Genomic DNA, 20,319 nt, shown 5'->3' with positions numbered 1-20,319 from the left:
CGTGCGGGTTGGTGGCCTTGGAGTCGTCGACGTAGGTGATTCCGTCGGCGACGGCCACGACCTCGGCCCGGTGCCGGCCCACCCGGAACGCGGCGATCGCGGCCGCGATCGCCTCGGCCGGCACGTCGACGCTGCGTGCCAGCGCCGCGGCGGCCAGCGCGTCGAGCACCCCGACCGGCCCCGGCACCGGGATGGAGTCGACCGGCAGCAGCGCCAGGTCGTCGGCGAACGCGCGGTCCACCAACTGGCCGTCGCGCACGCCCAGCTCCCCCGCGGCCGGTTCACCCAGCCGGAAGCCGACGCGCACCGGCGCCGCGGCGGTGTCCAGCAGCGCCGCCGCCCGGCGGTCGTCCAGGCCCACCACCGCCACCCGGCCGTCGAGCACTCGCGCCTTCGCCGCGGCGTAGGCGGCCATGCTGCCGTGCCAGTCGAGGTGGTCCTCGGCGATGTTGAGCACCGCGCCGGCCTCGGGCTTCAGCGAAGGCGCCCAATGCAATTGGAAGCTGGACAGCTCGACGGCCAGCACCTCGGCGGGTTGCTCCAGGACGTCGAGCACCGGGTCGCCGATGTTGCCGCACAGCAGGCTGCGCCGCCCGCCGGCGGTCAGCATGGCGTGCAGCATCGACGTCGTGGTCGTTTTGCCGTTGGTCCCGGTGACCACCAGCCAGCGCCGCGGCGGCCCGTACCGGCCCGCGGCGTCGAGCCGCCAGGCCAGCTCCACGTCGCCCCAGATCGGCACCCCGGCGGCCGCGGCGGCCACCAGCAGCGGCGTCGTCGGCGAGAAGCCGGGACTGGTGACCACCAGCGCGAAGCGGGAGATCTGCTCGGTGGCCGTCGCGGTGGACGCGGTCGCCACGCCGGCGTCGGCGTAGCCGCGCAGCGTGGCCGGGTCGTCGTCGCACACCGTGGGCACCGCGCCGAACCGGGTCAGCACCGCCAGCGCGGCCCTGCCCGTGACCCGGCCGCCGGCGACCAGCACCGGCGCGCCCGGCGCCAGGGGGTCTTGCACTGGATCAGAGCCGCTCATCAGGCACCGATCGCGCCCAGCCACTCACCGTAGAACAGGGCCACGCCCAGGCCGCAGGCGATCGCGGTGAGCAGCCAGAAGCGGATGATGACCGTGGTTTCGGCCCAGCCGGCCAGTTCGAAATGGTGATGAAAGGGTGCCATCCGGAACACCCGGCGCCCGGTGGTCCGAAAGGTCAGGATCTGCAACACGACCGAGCTGACCTCGGCGACGAACAGCGAACCCAGCACGACGGCGAGGATCTCGGTGCGGCTGGTCACCGAGATACCCGCGATGATGCCGCCCAACGCCAGCGATCCGGTGTCGCCCATGAAGATCTTGGCGGGCGCGGCGTTCCACCACAGAAAGCCGATGCAGGCGCCCGCGGTGGCGGCCGCGACCAGCGCCAGGTCCAGCGGATCGCGCACGTTGTAGCAACCCAGCCCCGGCGCCGTGACGCAGGCGTTGCGGTACTGCCAGAAGGTGATCAGCACGTAGGCGGCGGTGACCATCGCCATGCAACCGGCGGCCAGCCCGTCCAGGCCGTCGGTGAAGTTCACCGCGTTGGACCACGCGCTGACGACGACCACGCAGAACAACACGAACAGTCCCGGCGCCAGGGTGACGGTGGCGATCTCGCGCACGTAGGACAGGTCGGCGCTGGCCGGCGTCAGGCCGTTGTTATTGCGGAACCGCAGCGCCAGCACGCCGAACAGCACCGCGGCGGCGACCTGCCCGATCGTCTTGGCGGTCTTGTTCAGGCCGAGGTTGCGCGACCTGCGGATCTTGATCAGGTCGTCGAGGAATCCGACGACGCCGAGCACGGTGGCCAGCCCGAGCACCAGCAGGCCCGACACGGTGATGCCTTCACCGTCGAAGGCCATCCCGGCCAGGTGGGTGCCCAAATAGCCCGCCCAGATGCCGGCCAGGATCGCCACGCCGCCCATCGACGGCGTGCCCCGTTTGGCGTGGTGGGTGGGCGGGCCGTCCTCGCGGGTGTGGTGGCCGAATCCCTGCCGGGTGAACAACCGGATCAGGGCCGGGGTCAACAGGATCGACACGGTCAGCGCGACGGCCACCGCGATCAGGATCTGCCTCATGCGCGCGTCCCGCGGTCGTCCGAGCCTTCTGCTGGTGACGACCCGCTTCGCCCGGCTTCGCCGCCCTCGCGATCGTCACGGCTCGATGGTGACGACCCGCTTCGCCCGGCTTCGCCGCCCTCGCGATCGTCACGGGCCAGCGCGTCCGCCAGCGCGCCCAGCCCGGCCGAGTTCGACGCCTTCACCAGCACCACGTCGCCGGGTTGCAGCTCGGCTCGCAGCAACTCCAGGGCGGCGTCGCTGTCGGCGACGTTGACGGCGCCCTTATCGGCGGCGCCCCAGGAACCCTCCATGACCGCTCCGTGGTGCATGGCGCTCATCGACCTCCCACTTCCCACGACAACGAGTCGAGACACATCTAAGCGCACGGCCAGCCGGCCGACGCGATCGTGCTCGAGGATGGCGTCCTCGCCGAGCTCGGCCATCTCGCCGAGCACCGCCCAGCTCCTGCGCTTTTCGGCGGGGCCGCCCTCGCCCCCGCCGTGGGCGATCCACGCCAGCGCCTGCAACCCGGCCCGCATGGAATCGGGGTTGGCGTTGTAGGCATCGTCGATCACGGTAACGCCGTCGGCGCGGGTGGTGACGTGCATCCGGTGCCGCGACACCGGGCCCGCCCCGGCCAGGGCGGCCGCCACCTGTTCGAGGTCGGCGCCGCATTCCAGGGCGACCGCGGCGGCGCTCAGCGCGTTGCCGACCTGGTGATCGCCGTAGACGCCGAGCTGCACCGGCACCTGCGTCAGCCCCGCGGCGTCGCGCCGGTGCAGCGTGAACCGCGGCCTGGCCAGCTCGTCGAGCGACACCGGCCCGGCCCACAGGTCGCTGGGGCCCGCGTTGGTGTGCTCGGCGCGGCTGACCCGGACCACCCGGGCCGCGGTCACGTCGGCCATGGCCGCCACGGCCGGATCGTCGGCGTTCAGGATCACCACGCCGGAAGCTGGAACAGATTGTGGCAGTTCGGATTTCGTTTGGGCAATGGCCTCGCGCGAGCCGAACTCGCCGAGGTGAGCGGTGCCGACGTTGAGCACGACGCCGATGGAGGGCGTGGCGATGTCGGCCAGCGCGGCGATGTTGCCGGGATGGCGGGCCGACATCTCCAGAACCAAATAGTCGGTGTCGGACGTCGCGCGCAGCACCGTCCAGGGGTGGCCCAGCTCGTTGTTGAAGGACCCGGGCGGGGCCACCACCTGACCCAGCGGCGCCAGCACGGCGGCCACCAGGTCCTTGGTCGAGGTCTTTCCCGACGACCCGGTGATGCCGACGATCGTCAGCCCGCCCGCCACCAGTTCGGCGGCCACCGCCTTGGCCAGCCTGGCCAGCGCGGCCAGCACCGCGGCACCCGAGCCGTCCGGGTCGTGCTCGAGGACCCCGGCCCGCGATCCCGAAACCCCCGCGGGTGCGACGACGATGGCGGGGACCCCGACCGGCCGCGCTGCCAGCACCGCGACCGCGCCGGCCGCCACCGCCGAGGCCGCATGGTCGTGCCCGTCCGAGCGTGCGCCGGGCAGCGCCAGGAACAGCCCGCCCGGCCCGACGGCACGCGAGTCGAACTCCACCGTCCCGGTGACGTGGCGGTGCGCGGCGTCCTCGGGCGAGATGTCGGACAGGGTGCCCCCGACGATGTCGGCGATCTGGGCGAGGGTCAGGTCGATCATGCGCGATCCTCCAACGCCCGCGCCAACTCGACGCGGTCGTCGAAGGGGCGGACCACGTCACCGGCGCGCTGCCCGGTTTCGTGGCCCTTGCCGGCGATCAGTACCACGTCGCCGGGCCTGGCCCAGCCGACCGCGTGCCGGATCGCCTCGCGCCGGTCGGCGATCTCGACAACTTCTGTCGCGCAGCCACTTTCGGTCACCCCGGCCAGGATCTCCCGGCGAATCGCCGACGGGTCTTCGCCGCGCGGATTGTCGTCGGTGACGACCACCAGATCGGCCAGCTCGGCGGCCGTCGCGCCCATCGGCGCCCGCTTGCCCGGGTCGCGCTCGCCGCCGGCGCCGAACACCACCGCCACCCGGCGACCCGGACGCGCCAGCGTGCTCAGCACCGCGCGCAGAGCGCCTGGCTTGTGGGCGTAGTCGACCAGCGCCAAAAACTCCTGGCCGGCGTCGATCTGTTCCATGCGCCCCGGCACGCGGGTCTGCCGCAGCCCCGGCGCCGCCTGCTCCGGCGTCACTCCGACCGCATCCAGAAGGGCCAGCGCCACAAGGCAATTGGCGATGTTGTAGTGGCCGGGCAGCGGGACCCCGACCTGGTGCCGCGCGCCGGCGGGGTCGATGACGGAGAACTGTTGTCCCCCGGCGCCCATCGGGGCCACATCGACGGCGCGCCAATTCGCCGGCCGGCCCTCGGCGCTGACGGTGACGGCGTCGCCGGCTCGATCCGCCATGGCCCGCCCGGCCTCGTCGTCGACGCACACCACCGCGCGGCGCGCCCGCAGCGGCGAATTCGGCTCGAACAACAGGGCTTTGGTGTTGAAGTAGTCTTCCATGGTCGGGTGAAAGTCAAGGTGATCGCGGGACAGGTTGGTGAAACCGCCTACCGCGAAACCGGTTCCGTCCACCCGGCCCAGCGCCAGCGCGTGGCTGGAGACCTCCATGACCACGGTGTCGACACCCTGCTCGGCCATGGCCGCCAGCATCGCCTGCAGCGCGGGCGCCTCCGGGGTGGTCAGCGCGCTGGGGATGTCGGCGCCGTCGATGCGAATGCCGATGGTGCCGATCAGCCCGCACCTGCGCCCGGCGGCTCGCAGGCCGGATTCGACCAGGTAGGTGGTGGTGGTCTTGCCGGAGGTGCCGGTGATGCCGATGACGGCCAGCCGCTGCGACGGGTTCCCGTACACCGTGGCGGCCAGGCCGCCGAGCACGCTGCGGGGGTCGGGGTGCACCAGCGTCGGCACGGGCGGGGCGCCGGCGGCGATCATCTCCGCGACCCCGGCGGCATCGGTGAGCACGGCGATCGCGCCGCGTTCGATCGCCTCCGCGGCATAGCGGGCCCCGTGCGTGGTCAGGCCGGGCAACGCGGCGAACAGGTCACCGGGCAGCACGTCCTGGGCGCGCAGCGTCACGCCGGTGATCGCCACGTCGGGCACGACGGCGCCCTGACCTGCGACGTCGGCCGGGACCGCTCCCACCTGCTCGGCGAGCGCGGGCAACCGCACGCCGGCGACGGCGCTGGGGCGTAACCCAGTGGGCAGCACCACTTCTTCTCACACCTCCCTCCGACGCCGCGCGATCCTCATGATCGGCCATGACACCCTACCTAGCCGCGACCGGCCACGAAGCGATGCGCGCGCCGACGGAAGGTCCGGCTCGGCCCTGGCGAGGTCGCTAGGGCTAGGTGGCCTGCAGCGTCAGCGGCGGCCCGGGGTCGGGCGACAGCGGCACGTTCTCGCGCTGCATCAGCCAGCCGGCGATGTTGTGGAACAGCGGGGCCGCCGAGTGGCCCGGCGTCCCGTCGGCGTTGCGCTCGGGGTTGTCCATCATGATGCCGATGACGTACCGGGGATTGTCGACGGTCGCCATCCCCGCGAACGTGATCCAGTAGACGTTGTCGAAGTAGCAGCCGCAGGCCGGGTTGATCTGCTGGGCGGTACCCGTCTTGCCGGCCATCTGGTAGCCCGTCACCGCGCCGGCGGAACCGGTGCCCTGCTGGTAGCCCATCGGGTCCTTTTGCACGACGGCGCGCAGCATGTTGCGCACGGTCTGCGCCGTCTGCGGCGACACCACCCGCACGCCGTCCGGACGCGGCTCCTCGGTGCGAGTGCCGTCGGGGGCGATGGTGGCCTTGATGATTCGCGGCGGTATCCGCAATCCATCGTTCGCGATCGCCTGGTACATGCCGGTCATCTGCAGCAGCGTCATCGAAAGACCTTGGCCGATGGGCAGGTTCGAGAAGGTGCTGCCCGACCACTGGTCGATCGGCGGCACCAGCCCGGCGCTCTCACCCGGCAGGCCCACGTTGGTGCGCTGGCCCAGACCGAATTTGCGGACCATGTCGTAGAAGCGCTCCGGGCCGACGCGCTGTGCGAGCATCAAAGTGCCAACGTTGGAGGACTTTCCGAACACACCGGTGGTGGTGTAGGGCATCACGCCGTGGTCCCATGCGTCGTGGATGGACACCCCGCCCATCTGGAGGGTGCCGGGGACCTGAAGCACCTCATCGGGATTGGACAGGCCGTACTCGATGACCGACGAGGCGGTGATCACCTTGTTCACCGAGCCGGGCTCGAACGGCGAGGACACGGCCAGGTTGCCCAGCTGTTTGTCGCCTTGGCGCCCGATGTCCTGCGAGGGGTCGAACGTGTTGTCGTTGGCCATGGCCAGCACTTCGCCGGTCTTGGCGTCCAGCACGACGGCCGAAACATTGTGCGCGCCAGAAACATTCTTGGCCTGCTGGACCTGCTGCTGGACGTAGAACTGGATGTCGTCGTCGAGGGTCAGCTGGACCATCGAGCCGTTGACCGCCCGGTGCCGGTTGCGGTAGCTGCCGGGGATGACCACGCCGTCGGATCCGCGGTCATAGGTGACCGCGCCGTCGGTGCCCGACAGCACCGAATCCATGGCCTCTTCCAGCCCCAGCAGGCCGTGCCCGTCCCAGTCGATGCCGCCGACGATGTTGGCCGCCAGCGATCCGCCCGGATACTGGCGCAGATCCTGGCGCTCGGAACCGACCTCGGGGTACTTATCCGAGATCGCGCTGGCGACAGCGGGATCGACGGCGCGCGCCAGATAGACGAAGTTGTCGTCGGTCTGCAGCTTCTTCAACACGGTCGCCGAGTCCGGCTTGTTGCCCAGGCGGCTGGAGACCTCCTTGGCGATGTCGCGCAACCGCTGCTGCGGATCGGGAGCGGTCGAGTTCTTGGCTTTGGCCTCCTCGAGCTGCTTACGAATCCGTTTCGGCTGAAACGTCAGCGCACGCGATTCGATGGTGAAGGCAAGCTGGTCTTTGCGACGGTCGATGATGCTGCCGCGCACCGCCTTTTCCACATCGGTGACCTTGAGCTGGCCGGCGGCCTGGGCCCGCAGCGACGGGGCGTTGGTCACCTGCAGGACGAACAGCTGGGCGGCCGCCACCAGCATCAGCACCAGGATGACCACGTTGCCCGCGCGGTGCCGGAAGACGAACGACCCGCCGCGGCTGGTCAATTGCACGATCTGACGGGTGCGGCGCTCCCGCGCCGAGTGCCCCGCCGCCACCACCTCGGGCCGCTGCGCGGCCCCGGCGCCCTTGGCCTGCTTGGCTTTCCGGAATCGCTTCGGCTCCCGAACGTCGCGGCCGGTGTCGGCCTGCTGCGGTTTCAGGCGGCGCTTGGGTTGCCGGACGCCCTTGCCCGCCAAGTCCTTACGGGGACCACGCGTCGGGCGCGCCGACTGCGACCGGCGGGCCCGCGGGGATTCACCGCGGCTCACCTGGGGGCACCTGGCGCCGCGCCGGCCGCGGGCCCGGGCAGGCCGTTGACCGGGGCGGCGGGGACCGCCGGTTGAGCCGGCGCGGCCGGGCGGCCCAACTGCACCGGGATCGGAATCTCGGCGGGCAACGGTGCGGGCATCTGGCCGGGAGCCGGAATCGGCAACCCGCCCAGGGGAATCGACACCTCGGGGGGCGCCGGAGCGGTCGCCGGTCCGGCCGGCATGGGCAGTCCCGGCGTCGGCATCGCCGGCAGCATGCCGGGCAGTGCGCCGGTGGCCGGGGCAGCGGGCATGCCGGGCAATGCACCCGTCGCCGGTCCGCCTGGCATGCCGGGCAGCGTACCCGTGGGGGGCACACCGGGCGCGGCAGGCGCGCCGGGCACCGGGGGCGCCGCCGGCGGCAGGTGCTGACCGCCCACCGTCGACGCGCCGTCGGGCGCGCGCAGTAGCGCTTCGGGCCCGGACCTGGCCGGGACGGGGCCGCCGGGGGCCGGTTCCATCCGGATCGAGACCTCCGGAGGAGCGGCCGGCGGCTTCGGGGGCTGGGGCGCCTCGTCGGGCAGCTTGGCGTTCAGCGGCGGCGGCGGAACGCCGTCGGCCGGCTTCGGCGTGCCGACCACCACCCAGTTCCCGGATGGATCCTGCACCAGGTGCGCGGTGTCCCGGCTCGGGATCATGCCTTGCTTGCGGGCCGCCTCCGCCAGCGCCGGGGCGGCCTCCGCCTCGCGCACGTCGCGCTCCAGCGCCTCCTTCTGCTGCTGCAGCAACCGGGTGCGCTCCCGGGCGTGACTCAACTTGTACGAGCGTTCCGCGGAGTCGGTGGACAGCCACAGCGTGAGCCCCAGCCCGATGCCCAGCGCACCGATGATAAGCACGACGAACGGGACCTTGCTGGCCAGGGTGCGCGGCCGCAGGTCGATCGAGGCCAGCCGGGCGGCCAACCGCTCGGTCAGGCGAGGCCGAACAACCTTGGGGGCCTTGGCCTTGCGCGCCTTGGCCCGCGCCTTGGCCTGGCTGGTGCTTTTGGCCCGGGCCGGCCGCTCCACCGGCCGGGCGATGGGGCTGGTCTGCGGTGCTGACTTGGGCGCGCGGGCCTCACGGGCCGGCGCCGAGGTGCGGCCGCTTCGGGCGCGCCGCGCCGATCCGGACTCGGCCGCGCGGGTCCGCCGGGCAGCGCCGTCGCGCCCGCCCCGGCGATCGCTGCCGCCGCGCCGCTTCGACGTCTCGCGCTCTGCTCTCATGCGTCGCCTCTCCCGCTAGCCTGCTGTGACTGCATTCGTTGCAGCGCCCGCAATCGCACTGCGGCACTGCGTGGATTGCGTTCGATCTCGGTGGCGTCGGCCCGATCGGCGCCGTGCGTCAGGGACTGGAATCGCGGCTCGTGGCCGGGGAGTTCGACCGGCAGGTCCACCGGGGTGCGGGACGCGACCGCCTGGGCAAAGAGCCGCTTGACGATCCGGTCCTCCAGCGATTGGTAGGCCATCACCACGATGCGCCCGCCCACGTCGAGGGCGTCCAGGGCGGCCGGTAGCGCGTTGCGCAGCGTGTCCAGTTCGTCGTTGACCGCGACCCGCAGCGCCTGAAAGGTGCGCTTGGCCGGGTGTCCGCCGGTGCGCCGGGCCGCGGCCGGAATCGCTTCGTAGAGCAGGGCCACCAGGTCCGCGGTCGACCTGAACGGCTCGCGGGCCCGGCGGCGCACGATGTGCGCGGCGATGCGGCGCGCGAACCGCTCCTCGCCGTAGCGGTGCAAGATCCTCGCCAGCTCCGCCTCGTCATAGGTGTTGACGATGTCGGCCGCGGTCAGCGGCGACGAGGGGTCCATCCGCATGTCCAGCGGCGCGTCCTGGGCATAGGCGAAGCCGCGCTCGGTGCGATCGAGCTGCATGGACGACACCCCGAGGTCGAACAGCATCCCGTCCACGGATTCGATTGCCGCATAACCGGATTCATCCAGCGCCGTGGCGACGTCGTCGTAGCGGGTGTGCACCAGCGTGAGGCGGTCGGCGAAGCGCGCCAGCCGCGCCCGGGCGATGTCCAGCGCGCTGGGATCGCGATCGAGCCCGATCAGCCGCAGGCCCGGCAGGTCGGTGAGGAACCGCTCCGCATGCCCGCCCGCGCCGAGGGTGGCATCGACCAGCGTCGCCCCCGACCCGTCGGGGTGGTGGCGGGTCAGCGCGGGCGTGAGCAGTTCGACGCAGCGTTCCAGCAGGACGGGGACATGCCCGTAATCGTCGGGACTCGAATTGTCAGCCACCGCAACGCCTCCACGAATCTGCCGGCATCCGTCGGCCGCCCGCACCCCCGACGGGCGGGTCCTCGCGCCGCGTCGGGTCTGTGCCGCCCGGACAGGCCTTGGCAGGTGCTCGGGAAGAGGGGCGGCCCCTGCACCGAGGTCTCTGACCGAAGCCGCGAACCTGGCGTTGGGGAAGTACGCCAGGGTCGGTTCGGGCAGAGGCCACGGTGTACGGGCATGCGCCTCAGATGATGTCGCCGAGTGCTTCATCGCTGGCCGCGGAGAAGTTCTCTTCGTGGGTCTGCTGGTAGTCCTGCCATGCCTGCGCATCCCAGATCTCGAGGTTGTCGATCGCGCCGATCACCACGCAGTCCTTGGAAAGGTTGGCGTAGCGCCGGTGGTCGGCCGATAACGTGATCCGGCCCTGCGCATCGGGATGCTGTTCGTCGGTGCCGGCGGCGAGATTGCGGAGAAACGCCCGGGCGTCGGGGTTGCTCCGCGACGCCTTGCTCGCGCGGCGGGCCAGTTGCTCGAATTCCGCCCGCGGGTAGACGGCGAGGCTGTGGTCCTGGCTCTTGGTGACCATCAACCCCCCTGCCAGTGCGTCGCGGAACTTGGCGGGCAGCGTGAGCCGCCCCTTGTCGTCGAGTTTGGGCGTGTAGGTGCCGAGAAACACCAGCTCACCTCCCCTATGGGGTCACCCAAACACTGCAGCCACCATACCCCACAATCCCCCACTACGCCCCATTCTTGGGGTGTCGCCGCGGCGTTTTCAGGGTTATCCGTCGTCAGGACGCCGTCAAATCCGCGCAAAGGGTGTGTCGCGCCCCGCCCGGGGTGGCTGTCGCGCTCTGGATCGCGGCCCGATTACCAGGCGAAATACCGTCGGTGGGGCGTTGTGGGGGACTTTAGTGGGGCGTGGTGGGGCATCGATACCGAGACGCGCTGCGGTTAGGCCTCGATCGAGCAGCAAAACGGCATCGACGGTTGCGCGGAGGCCGGATGCCCGGCCGATGGCGCCCGGCCCCGGAAAACGAATCGGGGCAGCCGATGGCTACCCCGAGTGTGTGTGGATGCGGTTAGTCGTCGAAACGACGGCGGAACCGGTCCTCCATGCGGCTGGTGAACGAGCCCCCGCTCTTATTGCGGCGTTGACGCAGCGACGTGGCCGCCGGGCCGGAATGGTCGGGCCTGCCAGACAACCGGGGGCCGGTGATCGCGAAGATCACTCCGCCGAACATGACGATGAACCCGAAGACGCTGAGGATCGGGAAGTTTCCGATCATCGTCGCCTTGAACGCCACCCCGGAGACCAGCATCGCGAGACCGATGACGAACAGCGCCACGCCCTGCAACCGCCGGCGGGCGGTCGGTGCGCGAAAACCTCCACCGCGAACACTCGACGCGAATTTGGGGTCCTCGGCGTAGAGAGCGCTCTCGATCTGATCGAGCATCCGCTGCTCATGATCGGAGAGTGGCATTCGTCCCTCCTTGCCGACTGTTAGGCACGTGACTATCGGTAGCACGCGGATGCCCGTTGCGGGGGCAACTAATTGAAATGATACGAGGTCAATCTGCCCCATACCACTGGTTCGGCGCCGATTCTATCCCGGCCGCCCGCGGACGCCCCCGCAGACCGGAACTGCCGTGCGCTACAACCGGCTTCCCGAACCGCGGCCGTTCGTCGGTCCGGTGTCACGACCACTCGTCGGGCCGTCGCACGCGGGTCCGATAATGGGCGATAGCGGCCCGGCCCGCCGCGACCACATGCCGCCGACGCACCGCAGCGCCCCGCGCACCGATGAGGAACCGATGAGGAGGAGACCGCGAGTTGGCGATATTTCTCATCGATCTGCTGCCCCACGACATGGAGCGTCGCCTCGGTGACGCCCTGGCGGTGTACGTCGATGCGATGCGCTACCCACGCGGCACCGAGAACCAGCGCGCCGCGATGTGGCTGGAACACATCCGGCGGCGGGGCTGGCAGGGGGCCGGCGTCGTCGAAACCGAGGAGGCCGAAGGCGCAGGCGGGCAACCGCCCTCGGCCGAGGCCCTGGCCAGTGCCCCGTTGCTCGGGGTGGCCTACGGCTATCCCGGCGCGCCCGGGCAATGGTGGCAACAGCAGGTGGTGCTGGGCATGCAGCGCGGCGGCTCACCGCCGCAGGAGATCTCGCGGCTGATGAACAGCTACTTCGAGCTGACCGAGCTGCACATCCACCCCCGCGCCCAGGGCCGCGGGCTGGGCGAGGCGCTGGCCCGACGGCTGCTCGCCGGTCGCGCCGAACAGAATGTGCTGCTTTCCACGCCGGAAACCAATGGTGAGCCCAACCGCGCCTGGCGGTTGTATCGGCGCCTGGGCTTCACCGACGTCATTCGCGGCTACCACTTCGCCGGCGACCCGCGGGCTTTTGCGATCCTGGGCCGCAAGCTACCGCTATAGCCGGAGCCGGCCCGCGACCCGGCCCAGGTCGGAAGACGCCACCTCATTCGGGTGGCACATCGGATCTGGCACGATGACCTGGTGCGAGCCAGCTCTCCCCCGCCCCGCAGCCGAGGATCCCGAGCGTCTCGAACTCGACGGCGCCGCCTGACCGCCCTCGCGCTGCTGCTGCTGGTGGTGCCGTTGGCCACCGGGTGCCTGCGGGTCCGGGCCTCGCTCACCATCTCCCCCGACGACCTGGTGTCCGGCGAGATCGTCGCCGCCGCGAAACCCAAGACCCCCAAGGACACCGGCCCCCAACTGGACAGCAACAACCTGCCGTTCAGCCAGAAGGTGGCGGTGTCGAACTACGACAGCGACGGCTACGTCGGCTCGCAGGCGGTGTTCTCCGACCTGACGTTCGCGGAGTTGCCGCAGCTGGCCAACATGAACTCCGACGCCTCCGGGGTGAACCTGACGCTGCGCCGCAACGGCAACCTGGTGATCCTGGAGGGTCGGGCGGATCTGACCTCGCTGACCGATCCCGAGGCCGACGTCGAACTGACGGTCGCGTTCCCCGGGGTGGTGACCTCAACCAACGGTGACCGGGTCGAGCCCGACGTGGTGTCGTGGAAGCTCAAGCCCGGGGTGGTGACCACCATGACCGCCCAGGCCCGCTACACCGACCCCAACACCCGTTCCTTCACCGGAGCGGTGGTGTGGCTGTGCATCGCGTCGTTCGCGGCCGCCGGGGTGGTGGGACTGCTGGCCTGGGTCAGCCGGGACCGGTCACCGCGGTTGACGGCGCCGCGCGACCAGCCGCCGCCCAGCTAGCTACCCCTGCCGGCCCGGTGACCAGTAGGCGAGCATCTCCGCGAACGTCTGGAAGGCCGGCCCGGAATTTCCGTAGGTCGCCTCGAGGTGGATGCTCAACGGGAAGCCCAGCTCGGCAACCCCGTCGATGACCCGCTTGTACAGGTCGAGCATCTGCTGGCGCTTCTGCGCCGGTTCGCCGGCGGCCAGCTTCCTGACGAACTCCTGCTCGGCGGCCACCGCCGGGTTGCCCGGGTCCTGGATGAGCCAGTTGATCAGCCCGACCCGGCTCTCCATCTTCGGCACGAAGCCGAATGACAGCAAGATCTCCGGCCGGTGGTCGGTTTGCCTGGCGAACTCGCTCAGGAAGCCCACGATCGCGTCGGAGTACAGCAGCTGCGTCATACCGTAGGTGGCGCCCTGGTCGCACTTGAAGTTGAACCGGCCCTGTTCGCCGTCCCGGGTGGGGATCAGGATCACGCCGCGGTTGGTCACCAGCTCGCGGTAGATCGACAGGGCGTCGGTGGGGGCGACGCCGGAGCCCTCGCCGTCGTTCATGGTGCGCGGCACCCCGACGAAGACCACGCCCTCCATGCCCGCCGAGGTCAGTTCGGTCAGCCGCGCGCGCAGCGACGCCTCGTCCATGAAGGCGGTGACCTGCGTGCACAGGCCGTTGATCCCGGGCAGTTCCGGCTTGACGATCGACCAGAAGTCGAGCACGTCCAGCTTGGGCTTCATCTGGATGGGGCGGTCGTCGTCCTCGGCGATGATCCCCGGAATCATCACGTGCCGGATCCGGCCGCCCAGGCCCGCCTCGGCCGAATTCCGCACCACTTTGTGCGCCTCTTCCAGCGCCCGCTCCCGACCTTCGTCGGCGTTCGGCGGCACCAGCTCGAGCGCAATGGTGTTGAGGGTCACGCGGCTTCTCTCCATCTGACGACTATTGGCCCGGGGCGTCTTGCGGCCGCGCAGCATTCGCGGCCCCCAGCGCACCCGCCAGCATAGGGGCGGGTTCGTGAGCCATGCGAAGCAACTGGGTCCGCCCGCCCGCGCCGTGGGGAAACCGTGGGGAAGGCGACCCGGGCGCCGCGGCGAATACACTGGTCGGGCCTGGAACACCCAGCCAGCCGAGCAGAAAGGGGCGCCGCGCTGAGCCTAGGAGCCACAGCAGCAGCGGCAACCGTCGAGTTGACCGGCGCCATCACCGACCAGTTGCGGCGGTACATGCACGACCGGCGCACCGAGACCGCGTACATCGGAGACGACTACAGCGGTCTGATCGCCGCGCTGGAAGACTTCGTGCTGGGCGGGGGCAAGCGGCTGCGGCCCGCCTTCGCCTATTGGGGCTGGCGCGCGGTGACCACCGAAGCGCCCGATGAGCAAGCGCTGCTGCTGTTTTCCGCACTCGAGCTGCTGCACGCCTGCGCGCTGGTGCACGACGACGTGATCGACGACTCCTCCACCCGGCGCGGCCGGCCGACCACCCACGTCCAGTTCGCGGCGCTGCATCGCGAGCGGCACTGGCAGGGTTCGCCCGAGCAGTTCGGGATGTCGGCGGCCATCCTGCTCGGCGATCTCGCGCTGGCCTGGGCCGACGACATCGTGTTCGGGGTGGAGTTGACGCCGCAGGCGGCGCGCCGGGTGCGGCGGGTGTGGGCGAACATTCGCACCGAGGTGCTCGGCGGGCAGTACCTCGACATCGTCGCCGAGGCCAGCGCGGCCGCCTCGATCGCCTCGGCGATGAACGTCGACACCTTCAAGACCGCCTGCTACACCGTGTCCCGGCCGCTGCAACTCGGGGCGGCCGCCGCCGCCGACCGGCCCGACGTCCACGACGTCTTCAGCCAGTTCGGCACAGACCTGGGGGTGGCGTTCCAGCTGCGCGACGACGTGCTGGGCGTGTTCGGTGACCCCGCGGTGACCGGCAAGCCGTCCGGGGACGATCTGCGATCGGGCAAGCGCACCGTGCTGCTGGCCGAGGCGGTGGAGCTGGCGGAGAAGTCAGACCCGTTGGCGGCCAACCTGTTACGCACTTCAATCGGGGCCCGGCTGACCGATGCGCAGGTGGATCAGCTGCGCGACGTCATCGAGTCGGTGGGGGCGCTGGCCGCGGCCGAACAGCGGATCGCCACGCTGACCCAGCGGGCGCTGGCCACCCTGGCGGCCGCACCCATCAACACCGCGGCCAAAGCGGGCCTGTCCGAATTGGCCAAGCTGGCCACGAACCGGTCCGCCTGACCGATGACGACGCCAATCGATAGCCCGACAGCCGACTCACCGGCGGCCAAACCGGCACGCGGTGAATGGGTTTCACGGCTGAAGGCCTTCCTCGCCGCCGGCGACTCCCGCCCGGCGAAACTGGGCATGCTCGGCTCGGTGCTGATCACGCTGGGCGGTTTGGGCGCGGGCAGCACCCGCCAGCACGACCCGCTGCTCGAGTCGATGCACATGTCCTGGTTGCGTTTTGGGCACGGCCTGGTGCTGTCGTCGATCGTGTTGTGGACCGGTGTCGGTCTGATGCTGATCGCGTGGCTCGCCCTGGGTCGTCGGGTGTTGGCCGGCGAGGCGACCGAGTTCGTCATGAAGGCCACCACCGCGTTCTGGCTGGCGCCGCTGCTGGTGTCGGTGCCCGTCTTCAGCCGGGACACCTATTCCTACCTGGCGCAGGGGGCGTTGCTGCGCGACGGACTGGACCCGTACGCCGTCGGCCCGGTCGCCAACCCAAACAGCCTGTTGGACAACGTCAGTCCCATCTGGTCGATCACCACCGCACCCTATGGCCCGGTGTTCATCCTGGTGGCCAAGATCATCACCATCGTGGTCGGCAACAACGTGGTGGCCGGCACCGCGTTGCTGCGACTGTGCATGCTGCCCGGCCTGGCGCTGCTGGTCTGGGCGACTCCCCGCATCGCGCACCAGCTGGGCGCCGACGGTGCGACGGCGCTGTGGATCTGCGTGCTCAACCCCCTGGTGCTCATCCATCTGATGGGTGGGGTGCACAACGAGATGCTGATGGTGGGCCTGATGGCCGCCGGCATCGCGTTGACGTTCGGTGGCCGCCCCGTTGCCGGCATCACGCTGATCACCGTCGCGATCGCGGTCAAAGCCACCGCCGGCATCGCGCTGCCTTTTCTGGTGTGGGTGTGGGCGCGTCAGCTGCGCGATCGGCGCGGATATCGGCCGGTGCCAGCGTTTTTCGCGGCCACGGCGTTGCCGCTGCTGATCTTTTTGGTGGTGTTCGCGGTCCTGTCGGCGGTGGCGGGCGTCGGCCTGGGCTGGCTGACCGCGCTGGCCGGATCGGTGAAGATCATCAACTGGTTGACCGTGCCCACCGCGGCCGCCAACCTGATCCACGCGATCGGCGGCGGGTTCTTCCCGGTGAGCTTCTATCCGATCCTTCGCGTCACCCGGCTGGCCGGCATCGCGATCATCGCGATTTCGCTGCCGCTGTTGTGGTGGCGGTTTCGCCGCGACGACCGGGCCGCGCTGACCGGCGTCGCGTGGTCGATGTTGATCGTGGTGCTGTTCGTGCCGGCCGCGCTGCCCTGGTACTACTCGTGGCCGCTGGCGATCGTGGCCCCGCTGGCGCAGTCGCGGCGGGCGGTCGCACTCATCGGCGGCGTGTCGACCTGGGTGATGGTGATTTTCAAACCCGATGGCTCGCACGGCATGTACTCGTGGTTGCACTTTTCGCTGGCCACCGTCTGCGCGCTGATCGCCGGCTACAGCCTGTATCGGGCCCCCGCGCGGCAGGCCGAGCCCGCCGGCGTCGCGGCCGACGTCCCCGCCGATTGAGCGAACGGGCTCAGTAGGCCATCGCTTGCGCCCGGCGCACGACCTCACGGGCCTGATGGGCGTGCAGGGCGTCGACCGGACGGGCGTTGTTGAGGGCGTCGCGGCTGCCGTCACGGGTGACCGTCAACGAGGGATCCCGGGTGAACAACCAGCGCACGATCTCGGTGTCGTGGTAGCCGCCGTCGTGCAGGATGGTCAGCAGTCCCGGCAGGCTCTTGACCACCTCACCGGACTTGGTGAAGAACACCTGCGGCACCACCAGACCCTCGTCGCGGCGAACCGCAACCAGGTGGCCCTCCCGGAGTTGCTGATGCACCTTGGTGACCGGCACCCCCATCAGTTCGGCGACCCGCTTGAGGTCATAGATCGGCTCGTCGGGCTCTAGCACATCGTCGCCGGCAGGAATACTGCTCATCCCGGCAAGTGTAGGCCTAGATGGCCACCTTGAACCCGTGTTCTACCGGCCAATCACCGCCGCACACCTACGATGGCCCCGTGGCCCAAGCGCAATCGCCCGGCCCCGCCTCGGGCCGGGTCGGCCCGCATGGTCGCCGTCCCCAATCCGGGTCGGCCGATCCGTTGGAGAACGCCTTGCTGGACGGCCGCTACCTGGTTCAGTCCAGGATCGCCAGCGGCGGCACGTCGACGGTGTACCGCGGCCTGGATACCCGCCTGGACCGCCCCGTCGCGGTGAAGGTGATGGATTCTCGCTACGCCGGCGACGAGCAATTCCTGACCCGCTTCCAGCGCGAGGCCCAGACCGTCGCCCGACTGAAGGATCCCGGGCTGGTCGCGGTCTACGACCAGGGCCTGGACGCCCGGCACCCGTTTCTGGTGATGGAGCTCATCGAGGGCGGCACGCTGCGCGAACTGCTGGGCGAACGCGGACCCATGCCGCCCTATGCCGTCGCCGCGGTGCTTCGTCCGGTGCTGGGCGGGCTGGCCGCCGCGCACCGGGCCGGCCTGGTGCATCGCGACGTCAAGCCCGAGAACGTGCTGATCTCCGACGACGGCGAGGTCAAGATCGCCGACTTCGGGTTGGTGCGAGCCGTCGCCGCCGCCGGAATCACCTCCGCCAGCGTCATTTTGGGCACCGCCGCCTATCTGTCACCCGAACAGGTGCGCGACGGCACCGCCACGGCGCGCAGCGACGTCTACTCCGCGGGGATCATGACCTACGAGCTGCTCACCGGGCGCACACCGTTCACCGGCGACTCGGCGTTGTCGCTCGCCTACCAGCGGCTGGACACCGACGTGCCGCCGCCGAGTGCGGTCATCGACGGCGTGCCCGGGCAGTTCGACGAATTCGTCCAGCGCGCCACGGCCCGCGGCCCCGCCGACCGCTACGCCGACGCGATCGAGATGCGAGCCGACCTCGACGCCATCGCCGACGAGCTTGCGCTGCCGGAGTTCTCCGTGCCGGCGCCACGCAACTCCGCGCAACACCGTTCGGCGGCGGCGCAGCACAGCCGGGTGGGCCAGCGGCCGCCGCACCGGCCCACGCCGCCCGGACCGGCGCCGGTGCGTGCACCCACGCGCCAGCTGACGCGGGGGCCGCAGGACTGGCCGGAGCCGAAACGCCCGGTGCAGCCCGACGTCGAGCCCGAGGACGACTACGAATACGAGGCTGTCACAGGCGAATTCGCGGGCATCCCGATCAGCGAGTTCGTCTGGGCGCGCCAGCACAACCGGCGCATGGTGCTGGTCTGGGTGGCGGTGATCCTGGCGATCACCGGGCTGGTCGCGACCGCGGCGTGGACGGTCGGTAGCAACCTCAACGGTCTGCTGTAGCCGGCCGCACTCGGGGTCGACGTAACCCGGCACGACGACACGCGTCTTAAGGTAATCACAAAATTCTCTTATTTTTCTTAATTTTGGTGTACCGTACTTCTGCATGGGTTCGACAACGCATCGCGTCGACTCGCCGAACCGGCTCGGCGAGCACGCAGTCGTACTGGGTGCCGGAATGGCGGGTTTGCTTGCCGCGCGTGTACTTTCGGAGTTCTACGATTCGGTCAGTGTGGTCGAGCGGGACAGATTGCCCGACCATCCGTGCCACCGGCGGGGAATCCCCCAGGGCCGTCACGTGCACAACTTCTACAGCCGCGGCCTGCAGGTGCTGGAAGAATTGTTTCCCGGCCTGCTCGAGGACCTGTCCAGGGCGGGGGCGGTCGTCGTCGACGACGGCGATCTGTCGCGGTTCTACGTGCGCTTCGGGCGCTACGAGATGAAACACTCGGGGACGTTCGCCGATCCGGACGCGTTGGCGCTGCACATGACGACCCGGCCGTTCATGGAGTTTCACGTCCGTCGGCGGGTCAAGGCCCTGCCGAACGTGACCTTCCTCGACGGGCACGACGTGTCCGAACTTCTCAACACCGCGGACATCGTCAACGGCGTGCGAATCACCCGGCGCTACAACGGTTTTCTCACCGAGCTGGACGCCGATCTGGTGGTGGACGCCATGGGGCGCGCCGCGCGCACCCCGGCGTTTCTGGAGAGCCTGGGTTATGCACGGCCAACCGAGGATCGGGCGGTGGCCCGATACGGCTACGCGAGCCAACAGTTGAGCATGCCCGAGGGATCGATCGCCCAGCGGCTGGTGATGTTCAACCCGGGGGGCGGCCGGCCGGGGGGCTTGTTGCTGGCCAACGAGCACGACACGTTCATGCTGGCGATCGGCGTGCCGGCCGAGGCCGGGGAGCCGCCAACCGATTTCGCCGCGATGCTCGCGATGGCCGAGCCGGCACTGCCCCCGGCCATTATCGAGGGCCTGCGCCGCGCCTATCCCATCGGTGAGGCCGTGACATACCACCACACCGCCGCGATCTGGCGGCGCTACGACCAAATGGCCGATTTCCCTTCGGGTTTGCTGGTGATGGGCGACGCGCTCTGCAGCCTCGATCCGACCTACGGCCAGGGCATGACGATCGCCGCGCTCGAAGCACTGACCCTGCGCGATTGCCTGAGCGCGGGCGATGCCCAACTGGCGCAACGCTTTTTCCGGGCGACGGCCCAGTACATCGGCCAGACGTGGGCCGCCAATCGGGCCAGGGACCGGGCCACGTCCGGCGGCTACCGGCCGCGCGGGCTACGCCGGCGACTCTCAGGCTGGGTCTCGCGCGCCGCACTGAACGCCTCGACCCGGGACGTCGTCCTGACCGAACGCTTCTTTCGGGTCTCCAACTTCATCGACCCGCCGTCACGGCTGCAGGATCCCGCCCTGTTACCGCGCATTGTGTGGGGCAATCTGCGAGCCCGGTTCACCTCGAAGCGAAGCCGCACTGCCCCGGCCACCCCGGCGTCGCAGGGCGTACAGCGGGAGCGGCTTTCGGCGCGCGGCTAGTCGCGCAGCATCTCGGCGACGAGGAAGGCCAACTCCAGCGACTGCTGGGTGTTCAGCCGTGGGTCGCAAGCGGTTTCGTAACGGCCGACCAGGTCGGTGTCCGAAATGTCTTGCGCGCCACCCAAACACTCGGTGACGTTCTCGCCGGTGATCTCGACGTGGATGCCGCCCGGGTGGGTGCCCAGCGCGCGGTGCACCTCGA

The 20,319-nt window shown here is 70.3% G+C and carries 18 protein-coding genes; 6 read left to right on the top strand and 12 right to left on the bottom strand.

Going from position 1 to position 20,319, the window contains the following annotated elements; translation table 11 throughout:
• The 9 genes from murD to A5624_RS26480 form a co-directional block, all read right to left on the bottom strand.
• A partial coding sequence (gene murD, locus A5624_RS26520; protein ID WP_156749199.1) for a UDP-N-acetylmuramoyl-L-alanine--D-glutamate ligase occupies nucleotides 1-1,009 on the bottom strand: 1,009 nt, incomplete at its 3' end.
• Between the two features lie 17 nt (nucleotides 1,010-1,026).
• Nucleotides 1,027-2,106 carry a phospho-N-acetylmuramoyl-pentapeptide-transferase gene (gene mraY, locus A5624_RS26515; RefSeq protein ID WP_066873412.1) on the bottom strand — a complete coding sequence of 360 codons (1,080 nt, stop codon included), beginning with the start codon at nucleotides 2,104-2,106 and terminating at the stop codon, nucleotides 1,027-1,029.
• The gene (gene murF, locus A5624_RS26510) at nucleotides 2,103-3,758 is read right to left on the bottom strand and encodes a UDP-N-acetylmuramoyl-tripeptide--D-alanyl-D-alanine ligase (protein ID WP_232002342.1); all 1,656 of its coding nucleotides are present in this window, start codon (nucleotides 3,756-3,758) and stop codon (nucleotides 2,103-2,105) included. The genes mraY and murF overlap by 4 nt, the downstream gene beginning before the upstream one ends.
• A complete protein-coding gene (locus A5624_RS26505; RefSeq protein WP_066873409.1) occupies nucleotides 3,755-5,302 on the bottom strand; it encodes a UDP-N-acetylmuramoyl-L-alanyl-D-glutamate--2,6-diaminopimelate ligase in 1,548 nt (515 codons plus the stop codon). Before A5624_RS26505 ends, murF begins: the two co-directional genes overlap by 4 nt.
• 133 nt (nucleotides 5,303-5,435) lie before the next feature.
• Nucleotides 5,436-7,511, bottom strand: a complete 2,076-nt coding sequence (locus A5624_RS26500) for a penicillin-binding protein 2 (protein ID WP_066873406.1) — start codon at nucleotides 7,509-7,511, stop codon at nucleotides 5,436-5,438.
• Nucleotides 7,508-8,752: a hypothetical protein gene (locus A5624_RS26495; protein WP_066873403.1), complete on the bottom strand. Its 1,245-nt coding sequence runs from the start codon at nucleotides 8,750-8,752 to the stop codon at nucleotides 7,508-7,510. Before A5624_RS26495 ends, A5624_RS26500 begins: the two co-directional genes overlap by 4 nt.
• Complete coding sequence (gene rsmH / locus A5624_RS26490) at nucleotides 8,749-10,014, bottom strand: 16S rRNA (cytosine(1402)-N(4))-methyltransferase RsmH (RefSeq protein ID WP_156749223.1); 1,266 nt, start codon at nucleotides 10,012-10,014, stop codon at nucleotides 8,749-8,751. Before rsmH ends, A5624_RS26495 begins: the two co-directional genes overlap by 4 nt.
• Nucleotides 9,989-10,420: a division/cell wall cluster transcriptional repressor MraZ gene (gene mraZ, locus A5624_RS26485; protein ID WP_066873398.1), complete on the bottom strand. Its 432-nt coding sequence runs from the start codon at nucleotides 10,418-10,420 to the stop codon at nucleotides 9,989-9,991. Before mraZ ends, rsmH begins: the two co-directional genes overlap by 26 nt.
• Nucleotides 10,421-10,823: 403 nt before the next feature.
• A complete protein-coding gene (locus tag A5624_RS26480) occupies nucleotides 10,824-11,225 on the bottom strand; it encodes a DUF3040 domain-containing protein (protein WP_066873395.1) in 402 nt (133 codons plus the stop codon).
• 350 nt (nucleotides 11,226-11,575) lie between these two features.
• On the opposite strand from A5624_RS26480, the gene A5624_RS26475 reads away from it, so the two are divergent.
• On the top strand, nucleotides 11,576-12,184 hold the full coding sequence (locus A5624_RS26475; RefSeq protein ID WP_066873392.1) for an N-acetyltransferase: 609 nt from the start codon (nucleotides 11,576-11,578) through the stop codon (nucleotides 12,182-12,184).
• Between the two features lie 81 nt (nucleotides 12,185-12,265).
• Nucleotides 12,266-12,997 (top strand): DUF3153 domain-containing protein, encoded by a 732-nt coding sequence (locus tag A5624_RS26470; protein WP_082972542.1) that lies wholly within the window; start codon nucleotides 12,266-12,268, stop codon nucleotides 12,995-12,997.
• Here the strand turns inward: A5624_RS26470 and A5624_RS26465 are convergent, their stop codons facing one another.
• Nucleotides 12,998-13,894, bottom strand: a complete 897-nt coding sequence (locus A5624_RS26465) for a mycobacterial-type methylenetetrahydrofolate reductase (protein ID WP_066873384.1) — start codon at nucleotides 13,892-13,894, stop codon at nucleotides 12,998-13,000.
• Nucleotides 13,895-14,164: 270 nt separating this feature from the next.
• On the opposite strand from A5624_RS26465, the gene idsA2 reads away from it, so the two are divergent.
• Together idsA2 and A5624_RS26455 are read left to right on the top strand one after the other, a co-directional pair.
• The gene (idsA2, locus tag A5624_RS26460; protein ID WP_066873381.1) at nucleotides 14,165-15,214 is read left to right on the top strand and encodes a bifunctional (2E,6E)-farnesyl/geranyl diphosphate synthase; all 1,050 of its coding nucleotides are present in this window, start codon (nucleotides 14,165-14,167) and stop codon (nucleotides 15,212-15,214) included.
• A gap of 3 nt (nucleotides 15,215-15,217) precedes the next feature.
• Nucleotides 15,218-16,771, top strand: coding sequence for an alpha-(1->6)-mannopyranosyltransferase A (locus A5624_RS26455; RefSeq protein ID WP_066873378.1), 1,554 nt, complete (start codon nucleotides 15,218-15,220; stop codon nucleotides 16,769-16,771).
• Nucleotides 16,772-16,781: 10 nt separating this feature from the next.
• Here A5624_RS26455 and A5624_RS26450 read toward each other — a convergent pair whose 3' ends face one another.
• On the bottom strand, nucleotides 16,782-17,186 hold the full coding sequence (locus A5624_RS26450; RefSeq protein ID WP_007770743.1) for an Rv2175c family DNA-binding protein: 405 nt from the start codon (nucleotides 17,184-17,186) through the stop codon (nucleotides 16,782-16,784).
• A 164-nt stretch (nucleotides 17,187-17,350) separates the two neighbouring features.
• Here A5624_RS26450 and A5624_RS26445 point away from each other — a divergent pair, with 164 nt between their 5' ends.
• Both A5624_RS26445 and A5624_RS26440 read left to right on the top strand, forming a co-directional pair.
• The gene (locus A5624_RS26445; protein WP_066873375.1) at nucleotides 17,351-18,562 is read left to right on the top strand and encodes a protein kinase; all 1,212 of its coding nucleotides are present in this window, start codon (nucleotides 17,351-17,353) and stop codon (nucleotides 18,560-18,562) included.
• Between the two features lie 103 nt (nucleotides 18,563-18,665).
• Nucleotides 18,666-20,117, top strand: a complete 1,452-nt coding sequence (locus A5624_RS26440) for an NAD(P)/FAD-dependent oxidoreductase (protein WP_066873372.1) — start codon at nucleotides 18,666-18,668, stop codon at nucleotides 20,115-20,117.
• On the opposite strand, the gene A5624_RS26435 is transcribed toward A5624_RS26440, so the two are convergent.
• A partial coding sequence (locus A5624_RS26435) for a 3-deoxy-7-phosphoheptulonate synthase (protein ID WP_197519039.1) occupies nucleotides 20,114-20,319 on the bottom strand: 206 nt, incomplete at its 5' end. The two genes, A5624_RS26440 and A5624_RS26435, sit on opposite strands and share 4 nt — an antisense overlap.

The organism is Mycobacterium sp. 1482292.6, assembly GCF_001672995.1.
GTDB classification, from domain to species: domain Bacteria; phylum Actinomycetota; class Actinomycetes; order Mycobacteriales; family Mycobacteriaceae; genus Mycobacterium; species Mycobacterium europaeum_A.
The sequence above is the reverse complement of the archived record's forward strand: the minus strand, read 5'-3'. Positions and strand labels throughout refer to the sequence as shown.

Coding starts and splice junctions, on each gene's coding strand:
- mraY (WP_066873412.1), bottom strand. CDS start 2,106: ATGAGGCAGATCCTGATCGCGGTGGCCGTCGCGCTGACCGTGTCGATC.
- murF (WP_232002342.1), bottom strand. CDS start 3,758: ATGATCGACCTGACCCTCGCCCAGATCGCCGACATCGTCGGGGGCACC.
- A5624_RS26495 (WP_066873403.1), bottom strand. CDS start 8,752: ATGAGAGCAGAGCGCGAGACGTCGAAGCGGCGCGGCGGCAGCGATCGC.
- rsmH (WP_156749223.1), bottom strand. CDS start 10,014: ATGAAGCACTCGGCGACATCATCTGAGGCGCATGCCCGTACACCGTGG.
- A5624_RS26480 (WP_066873395.1), bottom strand. CDS start 11,225: ATGCCACTCTCCGATCATGAGCAGCGGATGCTCGATCAGATCGAGAGC.
- A5624_RS26455 (WP_066873378.1), top strand. CDS start 15,218: ATGACGACGCCAATCGATAGCCCGACAGCCGACTCACCGGCGGCCAAA.
- A5624_RS26450 (WP_007770743.1), bottom strand. CDS start 17,186: ATGAGCAGTATTCCTGCCGGCGACGATGTGCTAGAGCCCGACGAGCCG.
- A5624_RS26440 (WP_066873372.1), top strand. CDS start 18,666: ATGGGTTCGACAACGCATCGCGTCGACTCGCCGAACCGGCTCGGCGAG.